The organism is Pantoea sp. QMID4 (assembly GCF_030270445.1).
Lineage (GTDB): Bacteria > Pseudomonadota > Gammaproteobacteria > Enterobacterales > Enterobacteriaceae > Pantoea > Pantoea vagans.
Genome location: NZ_BSXL01000034.1, coordinates 1 through 488, shown reverse-complemented (window position 1 = coordinate 488; position 488 = coordinate 1). Strand labels below are relative to the sequence as shown.

Annotated in this window: 1 protein-coding gene; it reads left to right on the top strand. The window is 66.6% G+C overall.

Features of this window, described 5'->3' with window-relative positions; genetic code table 11:
* Nucleotides 1-488: type VI secretion system tip protein TssI/VgrG (gene tssI / locus QSK07_RS22690; RefSeq protein ID WP_285723301.1), on the top strand; the 488-nt coding region annotated here is incomplete at both ends.

Here is a 488-nt window from a genome sequence, read left to right as displayed (position 1 = left end):
ACCTATGACTTCGCCGAGAACTCCTACGCCAGCGGCGACACCGGCGAGAGCCGCCACAACATCCACTTCACGGTGCTGCCGTCGTCGGTGACGTACCGCACGCCGCCGGAAACGCCGTGGCCGAAAACGCACGGCCCGCAGACCGCGAAGGTGGTCGGGCCGAAAGGCGAGTCCATCTGGACCGACCGGTACGGCCGGGTAAAGGTGAAGTTTCACTGGGACCGGCTGGCGAAGGGCGACGACACCAGCTCCTGCTGGGTGCGCGTCTCCAGCGCCTGGGCCGGTCAGGGATTCGGCGGCGTGCAGATCCCGCGTGTTAACGACGAAGTCGTGGTGGACTTTATCAACGGCGACCCGGATCGTCCGCTGATCATCGGCCGCGTGTATAACGAGGCAAGCATGCCTCCGTGGGCGCTGCCGGCGGCGGCGACGCAGATGGGCTTTCTGAGCCGGTCAAAGGATGGCACGGCGGACACCGCGAACGCGCT